Here is a 6,024-nt window from a genome sequence, read left to right on the forward strand (position 1 = left end):
CGACGCAGCGTGGGAGGCGCGGGTGCGCGCGCACGGCGCCGGACGGGTGCGCCTGCTGGGCGCGTCCGCCGCGACGGTGACGGCCGTGACGGGCGGGCGGCTCCGGGGGCGCGACCGGGCAGGGACGGCTGCGGGCAGGCGGATGTGCGAGGACAGCTCCGGGCTCGCGGCTCCGTGCTCTCGGCTCGGCTCGGCTCTCGGCCGCGGGCTCTCGGCTCCGGGCTCGCGGCTCCGGGCCTCAGCGCAGGACGTGGCCCTCGACGTCGACGGGAGCCCGGGCGGTGAGGCGCTTCAGCCGCATCGCGGGGCGCTCGACCAGCAGCCAGCTCGCCCACGCGAGGGGGACCGTCGCTGCGACCGAGAGCGCGATGTAGGCCCAGAGCGGCACGTCGGCTCCGGCTCCGACGATCGCCAGCGAGAGCAGCTGCTGCACGGGGAACGCGTAGATGTACATCCCGTAGGAGACGTCGTGGGTCGCGCCCACCCGACGCAGGGGGAGCCGGGCGCCGAGCGCGACCATCAGATAGGCGAGGGGGAGGCCGGCGAGCACGCGGTAGAGGCCGGTCGCGATCACGAGGACGAGCAGCGCGGCCGCGATGGCGGTGAGTGCGCCCGTCAGGGGGAGGCGGTCGCGGTACAGGTGCACGAGCGCGCCGGCGAGGAAGTACCCGACGAGCGTCACCGTCTGGTTGAGGGGTGCCGGGAACGGGACGAGGTCCGTCGCGAGCACCGCCGCGACGAGGGTGAGGCCCGCGAATCCCGTGACCACGAGGGGCCGCACCCAGCGCGCGGGCGCCAGGGAGACGAGAAGGCCGATGACGACGTAGCTGACGAACTCGTAGAACAGGCTCCAGAGCGAGCCGTTCCACGCGCCCGGGTAGGGCACGGAGCCGAGCATCCCCGCGATGCCGTACTCCCGGATGTAGAGGGCCGCATTGGCGACCACGAAGCGCACCGCCCCGGCCGCGCTGTACTCGCCGGCTCCGAGGAGGAGCGACGCGAGCGGTGCGGCGACGAAGGCCACGACCAGGAGCGAGACGAGGAAGGCGGGATAGATGCGGAGGAAGCGCCGCCAGAGGAAGTCGACCAGCGATCGCGAGCGCAGCCGGCTCGCGGTGATCAGGAAGCCGGAGGTGGCGAAGAACCCGCCGACCGCCCAGGCGCCGAGGGTCGAGCCGCCGAACCCGGGGTCGTCGCCGTAGCCGCCGAGGGGGAAGGAGTGCGACACGATGACGAGGACCGCCAGCCCGAGCCGCAGGGCGTTGATGCTGTTCGACCGCGGGTCGAAGGCGGAGCCGACGGTCGGGCGCGTGCGTGGCGCGCGGGCGGGCGCGGCGGTGCGCCGGCCGTTCTCCTGGCGGGTCATGCGCACATCCTGCTGACCCCGGCCGCCGCCGTCGATCGGGCGTGGGACGCGCCGCGCTCCTCCCGGAGGGCCCGCGCACCAGCAACGACGCGCGCTCCACCCCTGCGGCCCCGTCGCGGAGCTGACGCGGACTGACGTGCGGCCTGCGGCTGATCCCTCTCCGCCCCGTCGTCCCTCCGTCGCCCTCTCCGCGAGACGCCGCTCCGGTAGTCGACACGCCGGAGCGGGTGCACCGGAGCGGGATCCCGCGGCGGCCGGTCGGATCACGCCGGTCGGATCACGCCGGTCAGAGCAGCCCGTCCGTGAGGTGGTCCGGCGTGCCGAAGCGGTGGGCCGTGATCGACACGGCCTGCTCGCGGAGGAACGGCAGCAGCTCCAGCCGGCCCGCCTCGGTCGCCGGGCCGGCGTAGACCGCGAGGTCGGGGCGCCCGCCCGTCACGGCCGTCACCGTCGCGGCGGACGCGCCCAGCAGGCGCACCCGTCCGGCGCCGTGCGCGCGCACCCGCGCCTCCCACGCTGCGTCGTCCTCGACCACGACGGCGCCTGCCGCCTCGTCGAGACCGGCGGCGAGCTGCGGAGGCAGCGCCGCGGCGCTCGAGACGACCACCCGTGCCTGCGCGGTCGCCGCCGCGACGGCCACCCGCACGAGCGAGCCCAGCGGCTCCCCGGCGGCCAGGCGCACCAGCACGGCGGAGTCGTAGGGCAGGCGGCGGAAGACGTTGCGCTCCGCCTCCAGCCCCGTCACGTCGCGAAGAGTGCCCGCGGCCCGCGCCGCCGCGCAGCTGCGCGCCGTCCGCTCCACCGCGGCGTGCTCCTCCGTCGGGAGCTCCGCGCGCGACGCGGCGAGCAGGCGGGCGGCCGGTCCGACGACCGGAGCGGTCGCCTCCGACGGCGCCGCGGTCCACGAGCCCAGGCCGAGCAGGTAGTCCGGCCCGCCCGCCTTGGTGCCCGGGCCGACCGCCGACTTCTTCCAGCCGCCGAACGGCTGGCGCTGCACGATCGCCCCGGTGATCCCGCGGTTCACGTAGAGGTTGCCCGCCTCGATCCCGTCGAGCCAGGTGCCGATCTCCTCCGGGTCGAGCGCGTGCAGGCCCGAGGTGAGCCCGTAGTCGACCTCGTTGAGGATCGCGATCGCCTCGTCGAGGGTCGCCGCCGTCATGATCCCGAGGATCGGCCCGAAGTACTCGGTGCGGTGGAACTCGGAGCCGCGGCGCACGCCGTCGCGGACGCCGGGGCTCCACAGGCGTCCGGAGTCGTCGAGGCTCCGCGGCTGCAGCAGCCAGGTCTCACCGGCGCCGAGCGCGGTCAGGCCGCGCAGCAGCTTGCCCTCGGCGGGTTCGATCACCGGCCCCATCCGCGTCGCGGGGTCGGTCGGGTAGCCGACCGTGAGGGAGGAGACCGCGTCGAGCAGCTGCGCGCGGAACCGCTTCGAGCGCGCGACGGAGCCCACCAGCACGACGAGCGAGGCGGCGGAGCACTTCTGCCCCGCGTGCCCGAAGGCGCTCGCCACCACGTCCTTCACCGCCAGGTCGAGGTCGGCCGAGGGGGTGACCACGATCGCGTTCTTGCCGCTCGTCTCGGCGAGCAGCGGGAGGTCGTTCCGGAAGGAGCGGAACAGCTCCGCCGTCTCGTAGGCGCCGGTGAGGATCACGCGGTCGACCTGCGGGGAGGCGATCAGGTCGCGCCCCAGCTCCTCCTCCGGCAGGCGGAGCAGGCGCAGGGCCTCGCGGGGCACGCCCGCCGCCCACAGCGCCTCGGCCACCACGGCGCCGCAGCGCGCGGTCGGTCCGGCGGGCTTGAGCACCACGGCGGAGCCGGCCGCGAGCGCCGCGAGGACGCCGCCGGCCGGGATCGCGACCGGGAAGTTCCACGGCGGAGCGACCAGGGTCAGCGCGGCCGGGTGGAAGCGGGCGCCGTCGACCGCGTCGAGCTCGAGGGCGCGCTCGGCGTAGTAGTGGGCGAAGTCCACGGCCTCCGAGACCTCGGGGTCGCCCTGGTCGAGGGTCTTGCCGCCCTCGGCCGCCATGACCTCGAGCAGCTCGGCGCGGCGCGCCTCCAGCTCGTCGCCCGCGCGGTGCAGGATGCGGGCGCGCTCCTCGGCCGGGACGTCGCTCCAGCCGCTGCCGCGGGCGCCGGAGAGCACCGACTCCAGCTCGTCGAGGGTGCCGATCGTGGCGGCCTCGATCGCGTCGGCGCCGGCCCGGGAGGAGGGGACGCGCGCGAGGATCGCCTGCGCCCACTCGCGGTTCGCGGCGACGGACGGGTCGGTGTCGGGGGTGCTGCGGAAGTCGCCCGGTCCCGGACGGCCGCTCGCGGCGAACCGGTCGGGCACGCGGTGCGCCGGGGGGACTGCCCCGTCGAGGGCGGCGACGGAGGCGCGGAACCGCTCCTCCTCCCGCGCGAAGAGCGCCGGGTCGGCCTCGAGCTCGAAGACGGCCGACATGAAGTTCTGGCTCGACGCGCCCTCCTCCAGCCGACGGATCAGGTAGGCGATCGCCACGTCGAACTCGGCCGGCGCGACGACCGGCGTGTAGAGCAGGAGCGAGCCGACCGTGCGGCGCACCGCCTCCGCCTGGCCCTGGGCCATGCCGAGGAGCATCTCGTACTCGATCCCCTCGCGGACGCCGCGGGTGCCGGCGAGCAGCCACGAGTACGCGACGTCGAAGAGGTTGTGCCCGGCGACGCCGACCCGCACGTTGCGGATCCGCTCCGGGTGCAGCGCGTAGTCGACGACGCGCTTGTAGTTCGTGTCGGAGTCCTGCTTGCTGCTCCAGGTCGCCAGCGGCCAGCCGTGGACCGAGGCCTCGACCTGCTCCATCGGCAGGTTCGCGCCCTTGACCAGGCGCACCTTGATGCCGGCGCCGCCGCGGGCCCGGCGGGCGGCGCTCCACTCCTGCAGGCGGATCATCGCCGAGAGCGCGTCCGGCAGGTAGGCCTGCAGCACGATGCCGGCCTCGAGGCCGAGGAACTCCGGCCGGTCGAGGATGCGGGTGAAGACCGCGATGGTGAGGTCGAGGTCCTTGTACTCCTCCATGTCGAGGTTGATGAACTTCTGCGGCGAGGAGGCGGCGGCCCGGGCGAACAGCGGCGCCAGCTCCTCGACGATGTCGTCGACCGCGGCGTCGAAGGCCCACGGGTTGTGCGGGGCGGTGCTCGAGGAGACCTTGATCGAGACGTAGTCGACGTCGTCGCGGGCGAGGAGCCGGTGTGTCCCCTCCAGGCGGCGGTGGGCCTCCTCGCGGCCGAGGACGGCCTCGCCGAGCAGGTTCATGTTGAGCCGGACGCCGTCGCGGCGGATCGCGGCGATGGCCGGGCCCAGGCGGGAGTCGGTCGCGTCGATGATCAGGTGGCCGACCATCCGCCGCAGCACCCGGCGCGCGATCGGCACCACGACGTCCGGGAGGAGCGGCGCCATGACGCCGCCGAGGGCGACCGCGCCGCGCATCGGAGCCGGGAGGAAGGACGGCACGCCGCCCGCGATCGCCTTCAGCGCCGCCGCCGCGACGCGGGTGTCCTCGGGGCGGACGACGCCGTCGACGAAGCCGACCGTGAAGTCCAGGCCGGCCGGGTCCTTCAGCACGCCCGCCAGCTGCGCCCCGGAGGCGTCGATCGGGATCGCGGACGCCTCGCGCAGCCAGCGCCGCACCAGGGCGACGCTCTCGTCGACCAGGCGGGGATCGATCGAATCGGCGGACGGGCCGTCGGCGGCGGGGCCGGTGGCGAGAGCGGGGCTGGCGAGATCCGTCATGGTGCGGTCCTTCTGCTCTGAGGTGGGTGCCTTCAGTATTCGACCGACTACCGTTGAGCAGAAGCGACCGTTCCTTACCGGTACCGGTCAGCTCAGCTGAACGATCGGAGAGACGCCGTGCTCGATGTCCGCCGCCTGGTACTGCTCCGCGAGGTGGCCATCCGCGGCACTCTCGCCGCCGCGGCCGAGGCCCTCGCCTACAGTCCCTCCGCCGTCTCGCAGCAGCTCGCCGTGCTCGAGCGCGAGGCCGGCGTCGAGCTGCTGCGGAAGGCGGGCCGGCGCGTGCAGCTCACACCCCAGGCCGAGATCCTGGTCGAAGCGGCCGGCGAGGTGATGGCCCTGCTCGAGCGGGCGGAGGCGGCGCTCGCGGCCTCGGGGGAGTCGGTGACCGGCCGGGTGCGCGTCGCGGTGTTCCAGTCGGCCGCGCTCGCGCTCATGCCGGGTGCGCTCCGGGCCGTCGCCGACCGCTTCCCCGAGGTGCGCGTCGAGATGGTGCAGCGCGAGCCCGAGGGCGCGCTGCATGAGACGTCGTGGGCGCGGGAGTTCGACCTCGTCGTCGCCGAGCAGTACCCCGGCCACTCGACCTCCTGGCTGCCCGGACTGGTGCGCAGCGACCTGACGACCGACGCGATCCGCCTCGCCGTGAGCCGCGACTCCGCCGTCGTCGACCTCGCCTCGGCCCGCGACTCCGCCTGGGTGATGGAGCCGCGCGGCACCGCGAGCCGCCACTTCGCCGAGCAGACCTGCCGGGTCGCGGGGTTCGAGCCGGACGTCCGCTTCGAGACCGCCGACCTGCAGGCGCAGATCCGACTCGCCGCCTCCGGCCACGCCGTCGCCCTGATGCCCGACCTGGTCTGGGCGGGCGAGGCGCCGGACTGCCGCCTCCTCGAGCTGCCCGGCACGCCCCGCC

At 75.1% G+C, this 6,024-nt stretch carries 3 protein-coding genes; 1 reads left to right on the forward strand and 2 read right to left on the reverse strand.

What is annotated here, in order from left to right:
• Positions 1-238: 238 nt before the first annotated feature.
• Both C5C74_RS16525 and C5C74_RS16530 read right to left on the reverse strand, forming a co-directional pair.
• On the reverse strand, positions 239-1,366 hold the full coding sequence (locus tag C5C74_RS16525) for an acyltransferase (RefSeq protein WP_104351915.1): 1,128 nt from the start codon (positions 1,364-1,366) through the stop codon (positions 239-241).
• A 286-nt stretch (positions 1,367-1,652) separates the two neighbouring features.
• Positions 1,653-5,114, reverse strand: coding sequence for a bifunctional proline dehydrogenase/L-glutamate gamma-semialdehyde dehydrogenase (locus C5C74_RS16530; RefSeq protein ID WP_104351916.1), 3,462 nt, complete (start codon positions 5,112-5,114; stop codon positions 1,653-1,655).
• A gap of 117 nt (positions 5,115-5,231) precedes the next feature.
• On the opposite strand from C5C74_RS16530, the gene C5C74_RS16535 reads away from it, so the two are divergent.
• On the forward strand, positions 5,232-6,024 hold a 793-nt coding region (locus tag C5C74_RS16535), incomplete at its 3' end, for a LysR family transcriptional regulator (protein ID WP_104351917.1).

It is taken from the genome of Rathayibacter sp. AY1E8 (assembly GCF_002931415.1).
Lineage (GTDB): Bacteria > Actinomycetota > Actinomycetes > Actinomycetales > Microbacteriaceae > Rathayibacter.